We start from the raw sequence: 21,707 nt of genomic DNA, 5'->3' as shown, positions 1-21,707 counted from the left end.
AATGCGGTTATTTTAGCTTTCAACATTCAGAGGTCCTTTACTTATAAATGAAAACTCGGCCTCTTAATAAGTTGAACAGCCCCGCTTCCGATCGGAAGCGGGGCTGTCTCATCCTATATAATGATTTATATCGGTAACGCAATCGTAAACGTGCTGCCCTCGCCCGGCTTTGACTGAACGCCGATTGTGCCGCCCATCTGCTCCAGATTTTCTTTCACGACATAAAGCCCCAGACCGTCTCCGCTGCTCTCGGCGGAGTTATGCCCTCTGTAATAGGCGTCGAACAGGTGCGGAAGATCTTCTTCGGCAATTCCGATTCCGGTATCTTTAATGTGAATCAAGATATTCGCATCTGCCGTCTCATAGGAAATCTCGACTTTGCCGTCCGGCGGCGTAAATTTATAGGCATTCGTAATTAGATTGTAGATGCACTGGCTCAGTTTATATTGATCGGTTTTTATTAAAATTTTCTGACTATTCAATATTCTAAGGTCAATTCGCTTTTTCTCGAATTGGATTTTTAAACCGTCGATGATTTGCCCGAGCAGCGCGTGCAGGTCGATCTCCTCGGAATGAAGCTCCTGCACCGGTCTGTCGGCGTCGATCAGCATGCTCATGTTCGAGACGATGGACGAGATATTGTCAATCTGTGCCCGGAACACTTTGATCTCGTCGTCCGACCAGGTTGTAATTCCGTCCTCAAGACCTTCCAAATGGGCCTGTAAAATCGTCAGCGGCGTTCTGGTTTGATGAACCAATTCGTCCACGGTTCTTTTCCGGCCGATCTGTTTGATTTTCAACCGGTCGTGCAGCGTGTCAAGTCCCGATTGAATCACCCGGATCTCCCGCACTTTTGACGGCTTTTGCGCTTCATAACCCTCCATGTCGATACTCAACGCCTGCGACGCCGTACTTGTTAGATCGCGGCTCAGTCTCCGGCTCACAAACAAACCGATGACAATCAGCACCGCAAACACGACTGCGAACGAGATTAAACTGTTTTGAAGCAGAGACGTTTTAAACATTACCGAGACCTGTGAATCTCTCAGGGAACTGTACCGCGCAACATTCAGGGTGCCTAAAACCGTATCGCCGTCTGTGATCTGATAGGTTTCGGTCTCTTCGGAGTTTTTGCGCATCGCGCTGCCCATCCCGTAACCGTTGCCGGGTTTATTCTCCGCCTCGGCAACCAGCGTTCCGTCAGCGTCATATAATTTGATGCTGACAATCGGGTCGTCCAAATGCGATTCAAGCTGAACCGAGAGCTGCTGCTGCGTAATGCCGCCGTCTTTTAAAGCGCTGGCCGCAAGCTGCTCGATCTGGCTGATATGATTGTTATAATTTTCGGTGCTGTATGTTAAAAAGTACTTATTGATCAACGAAGACAGAATCAGCGAATTGATCAAAACGGCCAACACCGCCGTCATGGTCAGCACCAGAAGCCACTGCCGCCTGATGGTCAAGTTCACACACCTCCCAACACATAGCCCGCGCCGTATTTGGTCAGCAAAATCTTCGGATTCTTGGGGTCGTGTTCGATTTTCTGACGAAGTCGTTTGATCGCACTGTCGATATTCCGGTCATAACCCTCGTATTCGAACCCGTAGGCCGAATTGATCAGCTGTTCGCGGGAAAGAACCTGTCCCCTGTTTTTGAACAACACATGCAGCAGTTCAAATTCCGCGGCCGTGATCGGGATTTCCTCTTCGTTTTTATAGAGTTTCATGCTTTTGACGTGTAAACTCAAATTGTCGAATTTAAACACGATCTCGTCGGTGTTGTGGTAGGTGCGTTTAATCAGCGCGTTGACTCGTTTTACGACCTCTTTGACGCTGAACGGCTTGACGACATAATCATCAGCACCTGTGTCAAAGCCCTTGAGCCGATCGATTTCCTCGGTTCTGGCGGTCAGCATAATCACTGGCGTATCCGACACCTTGCGAATCTCTTTGAGTACGTCAAATCCGTCGATACCGGGCATCATGACATCGAGTAAAGTGAGATGAATTTCATTTTTATTAAAAATCTTCAGCGCCTCAAACCCGTCTTTTGCGACAAAAGTCTTATACCCCTCATTATCAAGGTATTTTGCGACCACGCCGCTGATCTCGGGCTGATCCTCAACAATCAATATGTTGTAAACCATCAAATCACCTGCTTTCGTTAAGTTCACCAAAATATTATCGGTACGAATTATGGCAAAATTATGTCATGCGATTATTGATGAGGCCAAATGAAGATTTTTTTAAATTGTTCTGCCCATCTCCTGTGCCGCTTTCAGCTTGGGATTCCCCTTGATATCGCCTTTCTCCGAAACGCCGCAAACCGTGACTACGCCGCCGTCGGAAAGAGAAAAATAATTGAGTATCGAGCGATACATGGTGACCACCGAATCGAAAACCGATTCCCTGTCGTCCGCGCATACCGCGAGCAGGCCGAGTTTTTTCACTTTGAAGGAGTTGCGGATGGGGTTGTGGAGACGGTCGATCAGACATTTCAGCTGCGAACTGACGCCGTAGAAATAGATCGGAGTGGCGATCACGATGACATCGGCTTCCGATAGACGTTTATAACAGACTTCCATATCATCATGCAGCGCACACCGGTGCTGTGCATCCCGATAACACGCATTGCAGCCGAGACACCCGCCGATCTTTTTACCGATCACCGAAATGGTTTCGACGGTATTTCCGACGCTGCGCGCGCCCTTGATGAACGCGTCCGCCAAGAGTTCCGTGTTTCCGTTTTTTCGCGGGCTGCCGACGATAACGACGATGTGTTTCATCGTTTTATCCATCAGGTTGCCGTCAGGCCAATACTGCGGTACTCTTAATATAATCCAGAACGTTCTGATACAGCACGACCTGCTTCAGATAATTCATGCCGTATTCCGTTTCATATTCGGAATAATCGTCCGTTTCAAAATATTTGACAAAGAACGCGCTGATATCCTCGTCGCTGACCGTGATGCCGGCATCTTCCGCAATGGCCTGCATAATCAGACTGTAGTTTGCATAGTTGGTGTTGGCCTCAAGATTACTCTCTAACAATTCCTCTTTAGAAGCATATCCCACGTAGGTTGAGAGAAAGTCATCCAATTCCATTTGATAATAATCGGCATAATCCTGATAGCTTTTTACCGTTGCGTTTTCCTGGTATTCAAAAATCGAATCGGGAAGCGATTTCACTGTGGTATTATCGACAACATAGTTTTGAATGTACTCTGAAATTGCCGAATCCTGAAGATCGCTTAAGATATCCGCCTTCATTTCTTCCACGGTTGTCCATCCTTTCGAAGCAGACAGGTTTTCAGAAACAAACGCATCGGTCAGTTCGGGAACAGAGGTCTCGGTGATGTAATTGACGGTGATCGCAAAAACCGCATCTTTTCCGTTGAGGTCATCGACGCCGTAATCCTCGGGGAACGTCACTTCAATGTCAAACGATTCGCCGGGTTTATGCCCGATGAGCTGCTGCAGAAAATCATCGATATAGTTTGTCACTCCAATGACGACATCGGTTCCGGCGCCTTCGGTGCTGCCATTTTCGAATTCGACGCCGTCCACGCTTCCGACATAGTCAATGTTGACGGTATCACCGTCTACTATGGCACGATCCGTCACCTGGTCGCTGGTGGTATAATCCGCGAGAATATCATCGATTTCCGTCTGAATGGCATCCTCGGTTATCGTGTAGGTTTCACTTGGGATCGTGATGGCCGAATAGTCACAAAGTGTCACTTTTTTCAGTGCTTTAATTCCTTCCCAAAATCCGTTTTCATCAATGCCGTCGCTGTACGAAAAAGAGCTGATGTCGGTTTCTCCGGCTTTAGTACTGCATCCTGTAAAAAGGATCATTGACAGGGCCAATACGGCAGCGAACCATCTCAGTGTATTCATCTGTTTCATTGCAATCTCTCCTACTTCTTTAAATAATCAACGATTTGAACCCCGCACATTCACTGTTTCGCCGTCATCAAAGCGAGTGCGAGTTCGGCGGCTCTGCATATCTCCTGTTCGCTGGTGTACTCGGTACAGGAGTGGCAGTTGTTCATCGCTGTCGCCAGTACGATGCCCGAAATGCCATGTAAAGCAAGCAAATTATGATCGCTTCCCCCAAAAGTCGGCTGTAAATCCGCTCTTAAATTCATCTGTTTGCAGGCGTCTTGAAATCGCTTCACAACGGGATGCTCAAGATCCGTACGATACGCCGTAATGTGTGTGGTGCTTTCAAATTCGACCGATGCGCCGTTTATTTCGGCTGTTTTTCGGATGATATCAGAAATCTCATCCAACTTCCGATGCGCTTTTTCATCCGAATTGCTTCGAATTTCGCCGGTGACCGCACAGCGATCGGGCACAATATTGGTGGCGCCGCCGCCGGAAATCGCCCCTACGTTCACGGTAACGTCTCCGATCCTGCCGCATACGATCCGCGTGACCGCTTCCGCCGCCGCTTTGACCGCATGAATCCCTTTTTCGGGCGCAAACCCCGCATGGGCCGCGCGTCCGTTAAAAACCGCTTTAAAGGAAATAATGGTCGGAGCCTGATAGGCCGCGCTGCCGACCGGACCCGTGAGGTCGAACACATAGGCCTCCCGAGACTTTAGCTTGGCGATATCAAACTGTTTGAGACCGACGCTGTAAATCTCCTCCGCCGCTGTAAACAGCAGTTCTATCGGACGATGCGGCAGGTCCGATTCTTTGAGCGTGGTCAATGCTTCGAGAATGGCTGCGATACCGGCAAAATCGTCCGCGCCGAGAACAGTCGTCCCGTCCGAGGTAATAGTCCCGTTTTCGTCGATTTTCATCTTTTTGCCGCACGAGGGCTCGACCGTATCCATATGGGCAGAGAATAACAGGGGTGGCATTTTTACTGCGCCGTCGATATAGGCATAAATATTTCCGCAGTTTCCGCCTGTTTTTACGGCTGAATCGTCCTCTTGGGGTGAGATTCCCAAATCAATAAGCTTCGTTTTGATTAAATCGGCAACTTCCCGCTCTCCCAATGAAGGGCTGTCAATGGCAACAAGCCGCCCGAACAGGTCCAGCAAACGTTCTTTTTGAATCATCTTAATGTTCCTCGTATCTCCGGCAGGCAATTACTTGTGAAAAACCCCGCCCGAAACTGATTTTTCGAACCGTTTTCCATAAAAATCATTATAACGGATTTTGCAGATAATTGCAATTACCGTCAACCATCTCAATATGAAATAAAAGCAAAAGATCGCTTGGCTTTACATATAAATGTTCATAATATATAATGATTCATAAATAATACCCGCTGAATAAATCCGTTAAAATCACGGCTTTGGCATTCAGGGGCATTGATATAATGATCAAGGAGAAGAACATTATGTGTCGTATTCAACCGATCGCCCCTGTGCACACCGTGGTATACGAAGTCCCGTATCCGAATGATATGATGGCGGGCAGTCCGGGAATATGCGCGCTTAACAATGGGCGTCTGGTCGTCACCAACGACATAAGCGGAGAAGGCGTGAAACAGATACCGGGGATTAAAACCAATATCCGATATGGTGCACCTGTTTACGGCAAAGTACATGTATCGGATGACCGGAGCGACACTTGGCGATGGGTGACCGATTTCCCGTTTATGCACGCCCGACCTTTTACTGCGGGGAAAAGTTTGTATGTACTGGGTCAGGCAATGGACCTGATGATCATTCGCTCGGACGACGGAGGCGAGACCTGGACGGATGTCTGCCGGCTGACCGAGGGGGAAGATTGGCATCAGGCGCCCTGCAATTATCTGTACGCCAACGGCTGTATTTATATTGTAATGGAACACCGCCCGCCTCACGACTGCAAGGCCTGGGGCGTATCGGTTATTGCGCCGGTTCTAATGCGCGGCAGGCTGGATGCGGATTTGACAAAAAGAGAGAACTGGACGTTCGCAAGCGAAATGGTGTTCCGCGACACGGTGGATCTTTCGCAGACGGATTATTTCGGCATTCCGTTTTACACGGTGCCGCGCAGCGAGGATGCGGATATCGGCGGCGGAAGAAGATGCGCGCCTTTCGGATGGCTGGAAACCAATGTCGTGCAGATCACAGACCCCGCCCATATCTGGTATGATCCCGACGGGCACACGTTTCATATGCTTTCCCGCGCACACACGGGGCGAACCAATTACGGCTGTTTATCGAAAGCGGTTGAAAATCCCGACGGCTCCATCACCACGATGTTGGAGACCGCGCCTTCCGGCAGGCACTGGGTATACCTGCCCATCCCCGGCGGGCAGATGAAGTTTCATATTCTGCATGACGACGTCTCCGGTTATTATTGGCTGTTGAGCACGCAGAGCACCGACAGTATGGTTATTCCCGAAAAAATGCCGAAAGATCGCTACGGGCTTCCGGATAACGAACGCAGGCGGCTGCAGCTGCATTTTTCGAAAAATTGCGTCGACTGGTGCTTCGCCGGTCTGGTAGATATGGGTGATATCGAAAAAGCCAGCAGGCATTATGCCTCGATGTGCATCATGGATAAGGATTTATTCATCGTGAGCCGCTCCGGGGATGAACGCGCCCAGAGTCCCCATAACGGAAACCTGATCACGCTGCATGTTGTAAAGGATTTTCGCAATTTGATTTATTGAAAGTCGAAGAACCCGTAAAACCGATCAGCGTTTATTGCCACATGTCAATTTTCTCTTTCATTTCGCCAAATGGTGCAATTTCTGTGATAATATGATATAATCATTATGGAAATATCAAGGGCTATGCTCTTCGATATGCCGATATCATGAAGAATCCAAACTGTCTGTAAAGGATGGTCGTTGATATGTTTGATTTTATCCGTGCCGCAAGCGCCGTCCCGAACATCGGGGTGGGCGACGTCGATTACAATGTGGCACAAATCCTCTCGAAAGCACAGCAGGCAAAAACGCAAAAGGTCGATTTGCTCGTGTTTCCGGAACTCTGCATCACCGGATACACCTGCGCCGATCTGTTTTTTCAAACTACACTGCTTGAAGAAGCCAAACAGGGGCTTTTAAAAATTCTTCAGGCTTCACTTTCGTGGGATTTCACAGCGGTGGTCGGTATGCCGATCGCCGTTCAAAATCAACTTTATAACTGCGCCGTTGTTATCAATAGAGGCAAGGTCGGCGGTATCGTACCCAAGACCTTTATGCCCAACTACAACGAATTTTACGAGCGCAGATGGTTTTCGACCTCCTGCGACCTCAACGAAAAATCCTTATCCTCTGCCCTGCTGGGTATCGCCGAAAAATACGACATCCCCGCCGGCAGAGACCTTGTATTTAACCTGAACAATCAGCTCCGGTTCGGCGTCGAGATCTGCGAGGATCTCTGGGTACCGCTGCCGCCGAGTACGTTTTTGGCGCTGGGCGGTGCGGAATTGATCGTGAATATCTCGGGCAGCAACGAGACCATTGCCAAGCGGGAATACCGCCGCGACCTCGTCAAGCAACAATCGGGCCGCAACTTCTGCGGCTATATCTACTGCTCCGCAGGCGGCACCGAATCGACGACCGACCTGATTTACTCCGGCCATTCGATGATTGCAGAAAACGGCGCGCTTTTAAAAGAAAACGAACAGTTGATTGACACTGATTACCTGTTAATCTCCGATATCGACCTCGGCAGAATCCGCGCAGACCGCCTGAAAAACAAGAGTTTCAAAGACAGCGTTGCGCTTTATGGCGGCTATGAACCCGTCCGCACGATGGACTGCACTGCCGATCAAAAAGAGTTTTACGGCGACGGCACGCTGTATCCCATCCGCAAGCTGCCGTTTGTCCCGTCCTCGCAGAAAGACCGCCTCGAGCGCTGCATGAACATCTTCCGGATGCAGGTCGCCGGGCTGAAAAAGCGGCTTGACCACACCAAAGGCAAAGCCGTCGTCGGGGTGTCCGGCGGGCTTGATTCCACATTGGCCCTGCTGGTGAGCGCAGAGGCCATTCGGGAATTGAAACGGCCGCTGACCGATGTGATCGGCATCACGATGCCCTGCTTCGGCACCTCCGACCGCACCTATAACAATTCTCTCGCGCTGATGAAATCTCTCGGGGTCGCCAGTGAGGAAATCGACATCAAGCAGGCCTGCACCCTGCACTATCTGGACATCGGCCATGATATGAATACGCACGATCTCACCTTTGAAAACACCCAGGCCCGCGAGCGCACGCAGGTGCTGATGGACTACGCCGGCAAAAACGGCGGTATCGTGGTCGGCACGGGCGATCTCAGCGAACTCGCGCTCGGATGGTGCACCTACAACGCCGACCACATGAGCATGTACGGCGTCAACGCCAGCATCCCCAAGACGCTCGTGCGGTGGATGATCGACGGCATCATGCAATACCGCGTCTTCGAACCGAGCACCGAGGTGCTCAAGGACATCATCGACACCCCGATCAGCCCCGAACTGCTCCCGCCGGATGCGGACGGCAAGATCGCGCAGCAAACCGAAGACATCGTCGGGCCGTATGCCCTGCACGACTTCTTCCTCTATTATGTATTGCGGTTCGGTTTTGCGCCCGAAAAGGTCTTTTATCTGGCGACGCTGGCGTTCAAGGACGATTTCGACAAAAAGACGATTTTGAAATGGCTGCGGGTGTTTTATACGCGGTTCTTTGCGCAGCAGTATAAGCGCAGCTGCCTGCCCGACGGGGTCAAAGTGGGCAGCATCTGCCTGTCCCCGCGCGGCGACTGGAGAATGCCTTCCGACGCCTCCGCGGCCTCCTGGCTCAAGCGGATTGACGCGCTTGAAAAGCAGATTTAATTAATTTCACAATAACCTATTATTGCCCGCAAATTGCGGGCTTTTTTATTTTGTGGAAAACCGCTCTTGTTCTATTTGCCGTTGGAACTCATCACATCAAGGTGTTTATCTTAACATTTCTGCGGGCTATTCGCCCGCTCGGCCGGATGTGGTCATCCGACCCTACATTATCATTATAAAAGCCGGTTTCCGAACGGAAACCGGCTCTCCTTTTTATATTGAACCACATCCCCTTCACAGAGTGGAATTTTTTATTTCTCCCCCAACGAGTCCTCTCTGGCCTTGGTCGAGCGGGCGAAATAGTCATCGAGCAGTTCGATGCCGAATTCGACGACCATGTCGGCGGCGGAACACTCGTCGGTTTCGCTCGTGATCAAAATGCTCCCGAGATACCCCGGGTCGGTGATCTTGACTTTGGCACCGTATTTTTGCTTGAGCGCACGCACCTTGTCCATATTGAAATCCATGTGCGCCAGTTTGTAATCCAGATTGACCGTCGCGGTGACATACTTGGTGTAATTGGTCGAGGCGGCAACCGCAACGCCCTGCGGCGAGATGATTTGGCAGGGCGGGCCCGCGATGGCGCTGACCAGATACGACCGGCAGGAATACGCCCAGACGTTCTGCATCATGCCGCCGTGGTACATCGACGAAAATACCAGCAGATCGGGCGGCGTCTTTTGATAGCGCAGGCGCAGCTCGTCGAAATTCAAATCAAAGCAAATCAAACCGCCTACCGTGCCGAAATCGGTTTTGACGATGGAGGCATCCCGCCCGTATTCCAATTTGCCCTCGGTGTGTTCGGTGACCATCAGATAGTTCTTGTCGTAGATGCCGTCGACGCCGCCTTTGCGATTGATGAACTGGGTGGAATTGCGCATAGTGCCGTCGGGCAGCGTGCGTGCGGCGGAATAGGCGATGTTGCAGTGGTTTTCACGCGCCACCTGCATGAAGTGGTCGCGGACGCGGTCGCCCCGCACGGCATAATATTCTTTATGCTGTTCGCGGTCGTAGTTCGCGGGTCGGTCGCAGGCCTCGGGCAGCACGATCAGATCGGGCTTGTCGGGCAGGACGTTTGACAACTGCCTGTCCCAATAATCGATCATGTCTTTAACGCAGAGATCCAGATCCATATTCGGATCCATCTCGCGGCGGTCGGGTCCCAATGCGCTGATCTTGACGTAATTCGCCATACTGCACCACCTTTACTTTACTAATGTTTCGTAGTGTTCGCTGCGTAAAAAGATGCCGCCGCTGCGGTCGTAAAAATCTTTGTCCAATGTGAATGTGCCGCCTTTGACCTCGGTCCACGGCGCGCCGTAACACGGGTGGAAGGATTTCAACGTTTCCCAGCGGGTATAATTTTGGTGCCCGTTGGTCTCGATCACGCCGATGTTCATACCGGGCAGCGGAGCCAAACGGGAAGCGACGTTTTTGTTCCAGTCGACCATCACGGGACTGACGGTCAGATCGGCGCAGAAACACGGGATATTGCGCTCGTGCGCGATCTTTAAAATCTTAAAACTCATGCTCAGGGTCTTGGCAATCGGTTTCAGCGCGATGGCTTTGTACCCCAGATCAATGCGCTCTTTCGCGTCCACATCGGAATGGGCGCTCTCGTCTGCGGCCAGCCGTACCGGAATGTCGCTCACATCGTCTAAATAATCCTCCGGGAACGGTTCTTCGAGCAGCATAATCCGCTCCAGCGCGCCGATTTTGTCGGCATGGTCGAGCAGCCGCAGCAGCCGGTCTTTGTTGTCATACCGCCCGTTGGCGTCGAGGTAATACGGGATTTTGCCGTCGGCAGTATAGGGCGTCGTGCGGTTTTTAGCCGCTTCGTGGATGGCCGAAAGCCGCTTTTTGTCCCACTCGAGCATCTTGTTCAGGTCGCCGTCCTTCTCGGGGTCGGAGCCGATCTTGACTTTGAGGAAGAAATAGCCCTCGTCGAGCGTCTTGACCACGTCGGGCATCGCAATGCCGTAAGTAATCAGCGGGATGGCGGCGAGTTTTTCATGCCGAGTCGTGAGCGCGGGTTTCACGTCGTCCGGAATCAAGTCATCGAAACTTGAAATCCCCTTTTCGCGGGCATACAGCAGCCAGGCGGCGTTATCGACCGCGACCAGCGCGTTCAGCGCAAAAGTCGGGCGCAGGTTCGGGTTGCCCGTTATTTTCTTGCCGTATTCCAGCGTCAGCGGATAGAGTTTTTCAAGCAAATCCGTCGGGGTCTCGAACGGAATCTCCTTGGATTTTTGCAGTGCGAACGCGGTCATCAGGTACATCAGTGCGTTGCCCGCGGTCGGCAGATTGGCGGCGAACACCGCCGCATCCGACCACAGAATGCTCTGTATCGCAAGCCCGACCCCGCTTTGACCCGATTCGCTCTCGAGCCGTGCCGCCGCCTGCCAGATCTCATTGACATAACCGCCCTTGAATCCGAACGGGGCGACCAACGGTTCCCGTTCGAAATTGCAGTCGGCGCGCTTAATCCGAATCATACTTATAAATAAATCTTGCTCGCGGCCTTGGCATATCCGCGCGCAAATGCGGCGCCGTCAAAACCCGGATCATTGTCGGGAATGTCGGCGATTTTAATCTCTTTTCCGTCCTGTTCGCGGGAGATGCGCCCGGCCAGCATGATGCGGATGGACTCGGTGATTGTCGTGATCGGCGCGAGTGCGTTCTTTCCGGTCTCCATATAGTCGCAGATGCGGTCGAGCAGCTGCCCGTAGACCCTGCCGGTCTGGATGCGGAACTGATAGGTGGATTTGGTGGTCATAATGACGACCTCAAAGGGCTGCCAAACGCCCAAAAACGCGTTGTAAACGCCCGTCGCGCCGTTTGCATATTTGATTAAAAAGGTCTCGCAGGCCTGCCCGTTGACTTCGCCGCGCCCCGCATAACGGGTCGAGACCGCACCGGTGCCGATGAGTCCGCCGATGGCCTCGACGACATGGATGGCATAGTTGAACTCGTCCAGGCCGGAGGTGCCAAACACCGTGACGATCTTGCCGCGCTCTTCTTCGGGAATCTTTAAAAAGTCCTGAATCTCCTCGGCATAGCGCACCGACGAGCTGCCCAAAATCACCGCGCCGTCTTTGACCAGTTGTTCGATCTTGCGGCAGTCGGCGAGATTGCCGACGATGGGTTTATCGATAAAGACCGGCTTTTTACGCGCGATAAAGGGCATCGCGTATCCGAGGTGTTTGTCCCAGTCGCAGCCCTGTATAAACCCGATATCCACGGTATCGGCGAGTTCCTCAACCGATTGGCACCGCTTTTCGAGCCCGTAATTTTTGATAAATCCCTCGACCTCGTCGTCGCCCCGGAAGCCGTCGTTATACACCGCGACATAGCGCGCGCGGTCTCCGGTTTTCAGATATTCCGAAAACGCCTTCGGATGCGAGACGTCGATATTGACAACACCGATTCTGATCATGTTCTATCGATCCTTTCAAGCTGTTATTTCTAAATCTTTTTGAAAAACTTCACAATCCAATTTTCCGCTGCGGACAAACCGCTCGATTTCCTGTGTGATGTGCATTCCGATGCGCTGCCGCCCGTTGTTGACAAGCCCCGCCAGATGCGGCGTGAGAATGCAGTTGGGCAGCTTTCGCAGCGAGTTTTCTGCTTCCGGCGGTTCCGGGTCAAAGACGTCTAAGCAGGCATAACGCAGATTTCCCGCAGCCATATGGTCATACAGCGCTCTCTCGTCGATGATGGTTCCGCGTGCCGTATTGATCAGCACCGCGTCTTTTTTCATCAGTTTGAGCGTATCGGCGTTGAGCATATGGTGCGTCGCCTCAATAGAGGGCGCGTGAACGGAGATGACGTCGCTGTTTTTCAAAACCTCTTCCAAAGAAGCTTTTTCACAGCCCAATGCCGCCGCTTTTTCGTCGCTTAAGTAAGGGTCATAGCACAGCACGCGCACACTAAAGTTTTGCAGCAGTTTGATGTAATGGCCGCCCGCCCGGCCGGAACCCAAAACCCCGACCGTGAGGTTATACAGCTCCCGCACGTCTTCCCTGCCCTCATCCCATCCGCCGTTATGGATATTGGCGTTGAGTGTAAAGATGTTCTTAGCCGTGCAGATGGTAAGTCCGAGCGCGGTCTCGGCTACACCGATTCCCAGAGCCTTTGCCGCATTGGTGACGCGCACACCACGCTCCCACAATTCCTCGGTTACGACGGGTTTGACGCTGCCGGCGGCATGGGCCACGAGCCGTAAATTGGGACAGCGGTCCAAAATCTCTTTGCCGACTGCGGGGCTGCCCCATGAAGTGATGAGGATATCCGCATCCGCCACATCGGCGGAATCCGCGTGGTTTATCACCGTTCCGAGCGCCACAAGCCGAGTGACGGCATCGGGCGAGAAGAGCGTGGAAATCAGATTGGACGGAAAAAGCAGTACAATATTCATTGTCTGTTAAAACAAATAGTCTTTTTCCGACACCGCGACCGGCTTTCCGCTCGCGAGTGATTCGTTGACCATATAGCTCAGCACCGCCGCGCGCGCAGCTTTGACAAGCCCGTTGGGGCTGTCTTTTCCGAGCAAAATTGCATCGGCAAACTGGTCGATCTCGGAAGTATGCCCTTTGTCGACTTTATCAAATGCCAGCGTAGTCTTGGCGTGTCCTTCGAAGCCGTAATACTCCATTGCGGTGAAGTCGTTGACCCAGATGGCCTTGCCGTCGCAGTAAATCTCGGTCGACTCTTTGGGGAAAGCCGAGCAGCCCGCGCTGGCGATCAGGGTCGTACCGACCGAACCATCGGCAAAGGTGATTGTGACGATGGCGCTGTCGGGGATTTTGACCTTTTCGGGGTCGAGGAAGGTTCCGCCCGACGCATAGACGCTCACCGGCGGCTTGCCGACGATCTCACAGAGCAGATCGAAGATATGGCAGCCCTCGCCGATAAAACGCCCGCCGCCGACTTTGGGGTCGTGCGTCCAGACATCTGCGGGAAACGGCGCCTGAATGCGGTGATAGATCATCTTTTTATGGTCGTTGTCTTTGAGCAGATCCCTTGCCGTGACAATCATCGGCGCCATGCCGCGATTATAGCCGACCGTATATTTGACGCCTGCTTTTTTTACGGCCTCAACAACCGCTTGGCATTCCTCACGGCTCAATCCCATCGGCTTTTCGCACAGCACATGCTTGCCGGCGTTGGCCGCCTTGACCGACAGCGCCGCGTGGGTGTCATGACGCGTGCCGATAAAGACCGCGTCAATTTCGCTGTCGGATAAAATCTTATCGATGTCTGTTGTAAAATAGACCGCGCCGACCTCTTTCGCGGTGTCGGCGGCAGCGCTCTCGCTGATGTCCATGGTCGCACGAATCTCGTATTTGGGATTCGCTTTTAAAATCGGGATATGCATGGCGCGGATAAAGCTGCCGCAGCCCACCAAAGCAACTCTGACTTTATTCATGAAAGTAAAACTCCCTTCAACATGGTTAATGTTATTTTAACACTGCCTGAGGTGGTTTTCCATGCACTTTTTTGCGGATTTGTTACACAAAATCACATTATCAAATGTAGGGGCGATTCGCAATCACCCGTACGCCATGTACCATCTTGCGGGCGATTAGGAATCGCCCCTACTACAGGATCCCCTGTTTCGTCTTTGCGAGGAAAGCGCGGAGACAAGCTCCGCGCAGGACGAAGCAATCCAGAGAGCAAGTATATTGATTACGACGGAGGTCTGGATTGCCGCGGGGCTAACGCCCCTCGCAATGACGATTACTTTTCTTTTTCGTCGAGGTAAATATAAAACGAACCACGCGCCTTTTTCAGATATTCGTTGGGTGAGACGTTCTGCCGCTGTTTGAAGAACCGGCTGAAATAATGCACGTCGTTGAACCCGACGCTGTAGGCGATTTGGGTGACGTTCTTGTCCGAATAGCGCATCAGTTCCTTGGCCTTGGCAAACCGCAGATCGCCGAGGTATTGAATCGGCGTGACCCCGTAAGCGCTCTTGAACGCGCGGTTGAATTGGAATCGACCCATACCGCCCACTTTTGCCAGCATATCCAGATTGATCGCTTGGTCTAAATTTTTCTCCATATAGGAGAGCGTCAACCCGATACCGGATTTATCCGAACCATGTATTTCATGTACATATTCGTGTATCAAATCATGGGCGTCGCATACCGAGTTGTTTTGTTCGGCAATACGCAGCAGGTGCATCAAAATCTCGGAAAAACGCAGGTTAACGATGTCGTTCCAGTAGGCGGCCTTATTCACGCCCTCGCTGATCAGGTTTTCCGCCAAGTGGCGCACCTTCCTATCGGGCAGGCGCATTTTCTGTTTTAAATCGGTCAAATGATTTTCCATTTCCCCTGCCGCCGTGAACTTAATCTCGATCATCTTGAGCCCCTTGATTTTATCGGCGGTAAATCCATGCCCAACGCCCGGCGGAATCAGATAAAATTCATCCTCCGATGCCGAAAAAGCATTTTCACCAACCGTCATCTGCGCCGACCCGTCGACGATATAGAGGTAATGGAAAAACGGGTGGCTGTGGACATCGACGCCGTTCGCGGGCAGATAGGTGCACTTGGAGAGCCACAGCACTTTTACATCTGAATTCAGCATCTGATCCGTCCTTTAATTAAAAAACGATTTTAAAAATTCATCCATCGGTCCGTCGTATTCGGCTTCGGCCAAAAACTCCTTGCCCAACTGATTACCCCAACTGTATAGGATCACGGTTTTTCCGTTAAAATCGCACAAATCGATATCGCTGTTGTTGCTGTTTACCGCGTTTTCGATATACGCCAATTGGTCTGCGGAAAACTTCTCCGGGCGCTGAACGATTTTGTCTTCATCGTTAAAAAACATCACCGGGTTTTTGATGCCCATTTCGAAGTTCACGAAATCTTGGGTGCGGACGATATAGGGCACCCATCGATAGCCGGGAATGCCCTCCAGATAAATGATATAATACCAATCTTCGACAAACCGAATCACCGGGCAGGCCGAATACCGCTCTTTGGTATAGATATGGTCTTCGACCGGCATCATGACCCAGTCGATCAAGTTTTTCGACTCGGCAAAAACGATGGTAAAAGGCGCACCGCAGATCTCTTTCGGGCTGCCGATTTCCAGTGCCATCACATAGCCGTCTTTGCCTTTGCAGACGGAAGAGTTGAACAAAGACCAGCTCTCGGGAAATTCAAATACCTTTTTGGTCTCCCAGTTTTTTAAATCCTCCGACCAAAAAACATCGAGCCGGTTTCCGCCGCCTTTTCCCCTGATGCCGTATACATAGGCGGTTTCACCCTCCGGAGTGCGTTCAATAAACGCGCTTCCGAATGAATAATCCACGCCGAAAGTTGGCGTGACTTCCTCGGTTTCCATATCGGTAAAACGGAAGTAGCCGTGATTGGTTTTGTTGTTCCAATAACCGCCGCCCCATTCGTTGTTGCGAATCCACTCAAAGCGGTACAGCCGGTCTTTCCAAACCACCGGAGTGGTCTCGACCACGCCGATGTCCAATGTCCCTTTTTTAATGATCCCCTTACCGGGTTTCTGGTTTCCGTTTCTCAATCCGTCCATCAGATTTTGCATGATTTTCAGACCATCCTTACAGCAAATTTCACATCGCTCGAATCGCCACTATTATATCATATTCATTCCCGATTGTCGACAAAAACCGGCGGCAGGAAAGCCTGCCGCCGGTTTTTGTCATTCTGAGCGAAGTGCACAAACGTCGCACCTGACGTTTTGCGCGCGAAGTCGATGAATCTCGGACAGAATGATTTTAAATAAACAGCTTTATAGATTTGACGGTAAAGAGATCCTTCGGCTTCGCACCGTGAGCGGTGCTCCGCTCAGGATGACATACGTTGAAGAATTTTAGAATGATGTGTGAAAAACTATCATTCCCACTCGATTGATTCAATGTATTCGGAAAACCCTTTTGCCGCTTCGCAGACCTTTTGTTCCATTGGCATATTCGCGCCGCCGAGCGCCACAATCCGGTTGGGGTGCGCCGCTTCTCCCGCATACGGGCTGACGGAGACCTTTTCGCCCACGCAGTCGACCAGTGACAGCTTGCCGTCCAACAGCACAAAACCCTTGACCCGGAAGGTGAATCCGACGAACTGCACCAAAAATGCCTCGAGCTGCGGATAATTCATCGTGTCTTTGATTTTGATCGTCAGCTTTTGCAATCCCACATCTTTCAAGTGGTATGCGGGGCCGCCTGCTTCCTGTTTTTGATGGAGATTCTCCAGCCACTCCGGCTCAATCCGCCCGAACGTCGTTCTGCGAATCTGCACATCTGGCCGCAGTTCGCGAATCATTGCCTCTGTCTCGGCCATGACTTGCTCCGAAACCGTATCGGCTTTGTTGATCAATATCAGATCGGCGGCTTCGAGCTGCTTCTTGCCGACCCGAACGCCCGCCAGCACCTTTTGAATGGTCTTCGGGTCCACCAGACACACGCACCCGAGATAGTCAATTCCGACAAAGCGGTCGGATTTCAAAATCGCCTGCATCGAGGTCGGATCGGAAAGGCCGGAGGCCTCTACCAAAATCAATTCGGGTTGATCGGAAATCGCTTCGCTGAGCGCATCTTCAAACTGATCGATGCGGCAGGAACAGAAGATTGAGCCGTTGCTGATCTCCTCGACCTTCGCGCCGGTCTCGCGGATTAACGCGCCGTCGATACCCTCCCGCCCGAACTCATTGACAATGATTTTGAGGCGGATATCGGGATTGCGCCGGATAAATCCCTTTAAGAATACGGTCTTGCCCGCGCCGAGAAAGCCGGTGATCAGATATAGTCCGATCATATCCCGCACCTCCTTTTTACGCGTAGCGTTTACATCACCGCTTCGATGGCGCCGAAGAGCTCCTCGCGGCTCGGGATGATGGACGAGAACTTAAGCTGCCCGTTGATATAGATCGACGGCAGGTTTTTGACCCCCATCTTGATGCAGCGGGCGATGTTCTCTTTGATCGTGTACTTATATTCAACCATGTCAATTTTATCGTCGAAATGGTCTTTGGCTTTCTGGGCTGCATCGAGCATATAGGTGCAGGCCGCGCAGGTCGCCGAGTCGAGCGTGAACACCTCGACCAGCGGTCTGGGAAGGTTGGCGTAATCGGGCAGAATGATCTCGATGTCGTCCTTGACCGCGACATAGTTCTCGATCATCTTGCGGGTCTCCTCGGTCTGCAAAACGGCCTGCGCCGCGCCGATGGCGTTTTCGACCGGGACATTATAAGGCATATCGCAGCCCGGGGCAATGATCAGGTTCTTTTTATTTTCGATGCTGTCGAGGATATCGACGACGCATTTCATATTGTCCTGCTGAGTGCCGTGCAGCATCACAGTGGTCAGCGGGATATTGCCGCCGATGGTGATGTTATATTTGTCGGTGATCTGCTTGGCCGCCACGATGTTGACGTTTTCGTCGATCGAGATCGAATCGGGGCCGGTTTTGCACATGACCTCGATGTTCTTGGTGGCGTCGCCGCAGACAAAGAATGAAGAAAACACCTTTTTGGCGCGGATATAATCGAACAATTCTTTGAACGGCGCGTCCAAAAATTCCTCGAAATGGGCCGGTGAGACCTGCGAAACCAGCGGGTCGACAACGGCGATCACGTTCATGCCCGCCGCGACATACATATCGATCATCCGTTTGGCGGCGTCGGCGCAGTAGCCGAGCAGGTTTTTGACATATTCCTCGTCGTCGAACATGTCCATGAAGATGTCGTTGCCGCGCAGATGCGAAGCCAATGTGAACGGACCGCAGATCAGACCGTAGAGCGCGGTGGTGTCGCCGACTTCTTTCTTCATGCGGCGCATCACGTCGAGCACCATCGGAATGCGTCCGTCGGTCTCGTCGGGCAATGTACAGCGGCAGGGGATTTGCGTGGTCTCGGAAAGCGGATGAGTCTTAACCGAAGGCGGGCCGTCCTTGGTCCAGACCAGTTCGCAGCCCAAAATCTCGGCTTCGATCTGCAGGTCGAACACCACGGGCTGGCCGTCCGGTTTATACAGGCGGTTGACCTCTGTCAGGGCTTTAAAGAGTTTGTCGCCGTCGGTGAGTACTTCTTCGGCGTCATAACCGACCAGTTTTCCGGCATGCGCGCCCGCAAACGGCACCCAAGGGGTCCGCGGGGTCTCTTTATGCTGCAAAACAGCGAATAATAATTCTTTAGGATTCATCGTCAGTTCCTCCTTATATTTGAATCAAAATCAAATCTAAAAATTCCGACACTTCTTCGGTGTCCGGTAACAGAATAGCACACCGAAAATAAAAACTATATGAAAATTTCAAGATTTTTTGAATTTTGTTAATCGATTTTCCCATAATCCCGATAAAAATTTAATAAAGGGGTAAAATTTTTAATTAATGTATTGACTGAAGCATCCTTTCTGGTCTATACTATATATGCAAATGATTTGCATTTGCAGGAGGAAACAACATGTCATCTCATCCCTTTAAACCTGCGCTTTTCATCGCACTTTTGTTCTCGAGTTTACTTTTATTTTCGGCTTGTTCCGGCACATCTTCGTCTGTGCCCGAACAAGCCGGAAAGCCCATCATCGCCGTCTCCATTGTCCCGGAGGCCACCTTCGTTCAAGCCGTCTGCGGTGAACTGGCCGACGTCGTCACACTCATTCCCCCGGGAGGCAGCCCCGAAAACTATGAACCCACACCGGATATCATGGCCCAGTTTGAAAAGGCGTCGCTGTACTTCTCGATCGGCGTTCCGACCGAATCGGCCAATATCCTTCCGAATGTCGCGGACACCGTCAAAGTGGTTTCACTGGCGGACGAAGTCGCGGCAGCCTATCCCGACCGGACATTTGAAAGCGGAGAACGCGACCCGCATATCTGGCTCTCACCCAAACGCGTCAGGGTGATGGTCTCCGCGATTACCCGTGAGATGAGCACACTGGATCCGGATAACGCGGCGATCTATGCACAAAACGCAAACGCTTACCTTGCACAGCTCGACGAGGTGGATACCCAGATTAAAACAGCACTTGACGGTGTTCAAGTGAAAAAATTCATCGTCTATCACCCCGCTTTCGGCTATCTGGCCGATGACTACGGTCTGACCATGTACGCGCTCGAGGAGGAGGGCAAAGAAGCCACCGCCCAGCACCTTCAGGCAGTGATCGACATGGCAAAGGCGGAGAACATCAAAGTGATTTTTTATCAGAGCGAAATCGACAGCAGCCAGTCCGAATCCTTTGCCGAGGAGATCGGCGGACGCACCATCCAACTCGAACCGCTCTCGGCAGACTATATCAACAATTTAAAGGCAATGGCAAATCTGATGGCGGAGGTTATGCAATAGTGCAACCCGTATCAAAAACCCCCGCGATACACATTAATAATCTTACGGTGTCTTACAACCGGACGCCCGCACTCACAGACGTCTGTTTCGATGTGGCTGACGGCGAATTTTTAGGTATTATCGGCCCGAACGGCGGCGGAAAATCGACGCTTCTCAAGGCGATTCTGGGTCTGATCCCCGTCGAAACGGGCACGGTTCAAATCTATGGAGAAGACGTCAAATCCCGTCAAACGACTATCGGTTATGTGCCGCAGTTTGCCGCGTTAGACCGGCGTTTTCCGATTACGGTACTTGAAGTCGTACTGACCGGGACATTGAAAAATGGGCTTACTCCGTTTCACCGTTATACGGTCGAAGACAGAGACCTCGCCCGAAAAACCCTCTCGGAAGTCGGTATCGAAGCGCTATCCGGGCGCCAAATCTCGGAGCTCTCGGGCGGCGAATTTCAGCGTATGCTGATCGCACGGGCGTTAGCCGTCCGACCGAAGCTGCTGCTGCTTGACGAACCGACCGCCAGCGTCGACGCCGCTTCCAGAGAACAGATTTACGCACTGCTCGCAAATTTAAATCAACATATGACAATTGTTTTAGTCACGCATGATCTGCTGGCCGTATCGTCGCAGATTCAGCGGTTGGCCTGCCTGAACGGGCGGCTCGTCTATCACGGAGAACCCGAACTCACGCAGGACGTCGTCAACCATCTGTACGGCTGCCCGGTCGACTTGATCGCTCACGGCGTACCGCACCGGGTATTAAAAGAGCATAATGGGGAGGAACACGAATGCTGACAGCGCTGTTACAATACGAATACTTACAAAAAGCGGTGCTGGCAAGTGTTTTCGCAAGCATCGTCTGCGGCGTGATCGGCGTGATCATCATCGAGAAAAAGCTCGTGATGATGAGCGGCGGCATCGCCCACACGGCCTACGGCGGTGTGGGACTCGGTTATCTGCTCGGGTTCGAACCGATTCTCGGCGCGTTTTTATTCGCGGTCGGTGCGGCGTTCGGCATCGGCGTGATCAAGCGTAAAGCCGGCGGCAATTCGGACGTCGTGATCGGGCTGTTTTGGTCGCTCGGTATGGCATTGGGCATCCTCTTTATTGCGCTCACCCCCGGTTATCCGCCGGATCTGAGTTCCTATCTGTTCGGCAGCATTTTATCCGTAACGAGAGCCGAACTCTGGCTGACCATCGGCCTCACCGTGATTGTGGTGCTGGTCATCGCTGCTTTCTTTGAGCACTGGAAAGCCTACCTGTTCGATGAGGAATTCGCCGCGATCATCGGTATCAAAACAACTTTTTTGGAATATCTGCTGCTGGTTTTAGTTGCGATGACGGTGGTCGTGCTGATCCGCTTGGTCGGCATTATCTTAGTGCTTGCGCTTCTGACCGCTCCGGCGGCCATGGCCATGATTCTGACCGCCAATTTCAAACGGCGTATGGTTTATTCGGTTTTGCTGGGGCTGGTCTTCTGCCTTGCGGGATTATGGCTGTCTTATACGTTCAATTTTTCATCGGGCGCTATGATCGTGATACTCTCGGTTGTCAGCTGTCTGGTCGCCTACGGGCTGCGGACACTGATTAAGCCGAAGAAAAAGGGCGCCGCTTAAAG

The 21,707-nt window shown here is 51.9% G+C and carries 19 protein-coding genes; 5 read left to right on the top strand and 14 right to left on the bottom strand.

Translation table 11 applies throughout. The features are described from left to right. Positions 1-125: 125 nt before the first annotated feature. From PK629_01715 to PK629_01695, 5 genes are all read right to left on the bottom strand, one after another. The gene (locus PK629_01715) at positions 126-1,463 is read right to left on the bottom strand and encodes a HAMP domain-containing sensor histidine kinase (protein ID HOP10187.1); all 1,338 of its coding nucleotides are present in this window, start codon (positions 1,461-1,463) and stop codon (positions 126-128) included. Between the two features lie 2 nt (positions 1,464-1,465). After that, positions 1,466-2,146, bottom strand: a complete 681-nt coding sequence (locus tag PK629_01710) for a response regulator transcription factor (protein ID HOP10186.1) — start codon at positions 2,144-2,146, stop codon at positions 1,466-1,468. A 99-nt stretch (positions 2,147-2,245) separates the two neighbouring features. Continuing rightward, positions 2,246-2,797 carry a flavodoxin family protein gene (locus PK629_01705; GenBank protein ID HOP10185.1) on the bottom strand — a complete coding sequence of 184 codons (552 nt, stop codon included), beginning with the start codon at positions 2,795-2,797 and terminating at the stop codon, positions 2,246-2,248. Positions 2,798-2,807: 10 nt separating this feature from the next. Continuing rightward, positions 2,808-3,908: an FKBP-type peptidyl-prolyl cis-trans isomerase gene (locus tag PK629_01700; GenBank protein ID HOP10184.1), complete on the bottom strand. Its 1,101-nt coding sequence runs from the start codon at positions 3,906-3,908 to the stop codon at positions 2,808-2,810. 50 nt (positions 3,909-3,958) lie between these two features. Then, positions 3,959-5,071, bottom strand: a complete 1,113-nt coding sequence (locus PK629_01695; GenBank protein HOP10183.1) for a M20/M25/M40 family metallo-hydrolase — start codon at positions 5,069-5,071, stop codon at positions 3,959-3,961. A 284-nt stretch (positions 5,072-5,355) separates the two neighbouring features. On the opposite strand from PK629_01695, the gene PK629_01690 reads away from it, so the two are divergent. Then, the gene (locus tag PK629_01690) at positions 5,356-6,621 is read left to right on the top strand and encodes a hypothetical protein (GenBank protein HOP10182.1); all 1,266 of its coding nucleotides are present in this window, start codon (positions 5,356-5,358) and stop codon (positions 6,619-6,621) included. A gap of 185 nt (positions 6,622-6,806) precedes the next feature. Next, the gene (locus PK629_01685) at positions 6,807-8,771 is read left to right on the top strand and encodes an NAD(+) synthase (protein HOP10181.1); all 1,965 of its coding nucleotides are present in this window, start codon (positions 6,807-6,809) and stop codon (positions 8,769-8,771) included. Positions 8,772-9,022: 251 nt separating this feature from the next. On the opposite strand, the gene PK629_01680 is transcribed toward PK629_01685, so the two are convergent. From PK629_01680 to PK629_01640, 9 genes are all read right to left on the bottom strand, one after another. Continuing rightward, positions 9,023-9,964 carry a carbon-nitrogen hydrolase family protein gene (locus tag PK629_01680; GenBank protein HOP10180.1) on the bottom strand — a complete coding sequence of 314 codons (942 nt, stop codon included), beginning with the start codon at positions 9,962-9,964 and terminating at the stop codon, positions 9,023-9,025. Positions 9,965-9,976: 12 nt separating this feature from the next. Then, positions 9,977-11,266, bottom strand: coding sequence for a hypothetical protein (locus tag PK629_01675; protein HOP10179.1), 1,290 nt, complete (start codon positions 11,264-11,266; stop codon positions 9,977-9,979). Between the two features lie 2 nt (positions 11,267-11,268). Then, positions 11,269-12,207, bottom strand: coding sequence for a hypothetical protein (locus PK629_01670; GenBank protein ID HOP10178.1), 939 nt, complete (start codon positions 12,205-12,207; stop codon positions 11,269-11,271). Between the two features lie 15 nt (positions 12,208-12,222). Beyond that, a complete protein-coding gene (locus PK629_01665) occupies positions 12,223-13,188 on the bottom strand; it encodes a hydroxyacid dehydrogenase (protein ID HOP10177.1) in 966 nt (321 codons plus the stop codon). A 6-nt stretch (positions 13,189-13,194) separates the two neighbouring features. Further along, a complete protein-coding gene (locus tag PK629_01660; GenBank protein HOP10176.1) occupies positions 13,195-14,199 on the bottom strand; it encodes a Gfo/Idh/MocA family oxidoreductase in 1,005 nt (334 codons plus the stop codon). Positions 14,200-14,510: 311 nt separating this feature from the next. Further along, a complete protein-coding gene (locus PK629_01655; protein ID HOP10175.1) occupies positions 14,511-15,365 on the bottom strand; it encodes a helix-turn-helix domain-containing protein in 855 nt (284 codons plus the stop codon). A 12-nt stretch (positions 15,366-15,377) separates the two neighbouring features. After that, entirely contained in the window at positions 15,378-16,340 is a 963-nt protein-coding gene (locus PK629_01650; GenBank protein HOP10174.1) for a hypothetical protein, read from the bottom strand. Between the two features lie 311 nt (positions 16,341-16,651). Then, positions 16,652-17,569, bottom strand: coding sequence for a GTP-binding protein (locus tag PK629_01645; GenBank protein HOP10173.1), 918 nt, complete (start codon positions 17,567-17,569; stop codon positions 16,652-16,654). Between the two features lie 29 nt (positions 17,570-17,598). Next, positions 17,599-18,954, bottom strand: a complete 1,356-nt coding sequence (locus PK629_01640; GenBank protein ID HOP10172.1) for a uroporphyrinogen decarboxylase family protein — start codon at positions 18,952-18,954, stop codon at positions 17,599-17,601. A gap of 260 nt (positions 18,955-19,214) precedes the next feature. Here PK629_01640 and PK629_01635 point away from each other — a divergent pair, with 260 nt between their 5' ends. The 3 genes from PK629_01635 to PK629_01625 are packed head-to-tail and all read left to right on the top strand — an operon-like array spanning position 19,215 to position 21,705. Continuing rightward, positions 19,215-20,096: a zinc ABC transporter substrate-binding protein gene (locus PK629_01635; GenBank protein HOP10171.1), complete on the top strand. Its 882-nt coding sequence runs from the start codon at positions 19,215-19,217 to the stop codon at positions 20,094-20,096. Then, on the top strand, positions 20,096-20,884 hold the full coding sequence (locus PK629_01630) for a metal ABC transporter ATP-binding protein (protein ID HOP10170.1): 789 nt from the start codon (positions 20,096-20,098) through the stop codon (positions 20,882-20,884). The genes PK629_01635 and PK629_01630 overlap by 1 nt, the downstream gene beginning before the upstream one ends. Then, complete coding sequence (locus PK629_01625) at positions 20,878-21,705, top strand: metal ABC transporter permease (GenBank protein ID HOP10169.1); 828 nt, start codon at positions 20,878-20,880, stop codon at positions 21,703-21,705. The genes PK629_01630 and PK629_01625 overlap by 7 nt, the downstream gene beginning before the upstream one ends. Positions 21,706-21,707 lie beyond the last annotated feature (2 nt).

The sequence above is a fragment of the Oscillospiraceae bacterium genome (assembly GCA_035380125.1).
Taxonomy (GTDB): Bacteria; Bacillota; Clostridia; order Oscillospirales; family JAKOTC01; genus DAOPZJ01.
Note: the sequence above shows the minus strand (reverse complement) of the source record. Positions and strands in the feature narration are given on the sequence as shown.

What these genes read in the sequence shown, in the direction of transcription:
- PK629_01650 (HOP10174.1), bottom strand. Translation starts at nt 16,340, where the DNA reads ATGCAAAATCTGATGGACGGATTGAGAAACGGAAACCAGAAACCCGGT.
- PK629_01625 (HOP10169.1), top strand. Translation starts at nt 20,878, where the DNA reads ATGCTGACAGCGCTGTTACAATACGAATACTTACAAAAAGCGGTGCTG.
- PK629_01700 (HOP10184.1), bottom strand. Translation starts at nt 3,908, where the DNA reads ATGAAACAGATGAATACACTGAGATGGTTCGCTGCCGTATTGGCCCTG.
- PK629_01705 (HOP10185.1), bottom strand. Translation starts at nt 2,797, where the DNA reads ATGGATAAAACGATGAAACACATCGTCGTTATCGTCGGCAGCCCGCGA.
- PK629_01710 (HOP10186.1), bottom strand. Translation starts at nt 2,146, where the DNA reads ATGGTTTACAACATATTGATTGTTGAGGATCAGCCCGAGATCAGCGGC.
- PK629_01685 (HOP10181.1), top strand. Translation starts at nt 6,807, where the DNA reads ATGTTTGATTTTATCCGTGCCGCAAGCGCCGTCCCGAACATCGGGGTG.
- PK629_01640 (HOP10172.1), bottom strand. Translation starts at nt 18,954, where the DNA reads ATGAATCCTAAAGAATTATTATTCGCTGTTTTGCAGCATAAAGAGACC.
- PK629_01665 (HOP10177.1), bottom strand. Translation starts at nt 13,188, where the DNA reads ATGAATATTGTACTGCTTTTTCCGTCCAATCTGATTTCCACGCTCTTC.
- PK629_01680 (HOP10180.1), bottom strand. Translation starts at nt 9,964, where the DNA reads ATGGCGAATTACGTCAAGATCAGCGCATTGGGACCCGACCGCCGCGAG.
- PK629_01670 (HOP10178.1), bottom strand. Translation starts at nt 12,207, where the DNA reads ATGATCAGAATCGGTGTTGTCAATATCGACGTCTCGCATCCGAAGGCG.
- PK629_01655 (HOP10175.1), bottom strand. Translation starts at nt 15,365, where the DNA reads ATGCTGAATTCAGATGTAAAAGTGCTGTGGCTCTCCAAGTGCACCTAT.
- PK629_01690 (HOP10182.1), top strand. Translation starts at nt 5,356, where the DNA reads ATGTGTCGTATTCAACCGATCGCCCCTGTGCACACCGTGGTATACGAA.
- PK629_01660 (HOP10176.1), bottom strand. Translation starts at nt 14,199, where the DNA reads ATGAATAAAGTCAGAGTTGCTTTGGTGGGCTGCGGCAGCTTTATCCGC.
- PK629_01675 (HOP10179.1), bottom strand. Translation starts at nt 11,266, where the DNA reads ATGATTCGGATTAAGCGCGCCGACTGCAATTTCGAACGGGAACCGTTG.
- PK629_01645 (HOP10173.1), bottom strand. Translation starts at nt 17,569, where the DNA reads ATGATCGGACTATATCTGATCACCGGCTTTCTCGGCGCGGGCAAGACC.
- PK629_01635 (HOP10171.1), top strand. Translation starts at nt 19,215, where the DNA reads ATGTCATCTCATCCCTTTAAACCTGCGCTTTTCATCGCACTTTTGTTC.
- PK629_01695 (HOP10183.1), bottom strand. Translation starts at nt 5,071, where the DNA reads ATGATTCAAAAAGAACGTTTGCTGGACCTGTTCGGGCGGCTTGTTGCC.